The 440-nt window shown below is 68.2% G+C and carries 1 pseudogene; it reads left to right on the top strand.

Features of this window, described 5'->3' with window-relative positions:
• Positions 1-440: pseudogene (locus HWX09_RS33410) on the top strand (transporter); the annotation flags it as partial.

The raw sequence follows: 440 nt of genomic DNA, 5'->3' as shown, positions 1-440 counted from the left end.
GGCGGTGACGTACGACGACGCGACGAAGGGCACGATCACGCTGGGCGGCGCTCCGGCGACGGGCACGAAGATCACGAACGTGGCGGCGGGCGATGTCGGCACGACGAGCACGGACGCGATCAACGGTGCGCAGTTGCATGGCGTGTCGCAGAGCGTGGCGGACAACCTGGGCGGCGGTGCGTCCGTGAACCAGGACGGCACGATCTCGGCGCCGACGTACGATCTCGCGGATGCGAGCGGCAACGGCCGGACCGACTACCACAACGTCGGCGATGCGCTGACGAACCTGGACGGTCGCGTGACGCAGAACACGGGCGACATCGCTGACCTGAAGGACAACCTGACGGGCAGCGGCCTGATCGATCCGGCGACGGGCAAGCCGATCGCGGCGGTGACGTACGGCACGAACCCCGACGGTTCGGCGAATTTCGATGAGGTCG

It is taken from the genome of Burkholderia sp. BCC1208, assembly GCF_902833095.1.
Lineage (GTDB): Bacteria > Pseudomonadota > Gammaproteobacteria > Burkholderiales > Burkholderiaceae > Burkholderia.
The sequence above is the reverse complement of the archived record's forward strand: the minus strand, read 5'-3'. Positions and strand labels throughout refer to the sequence as shown.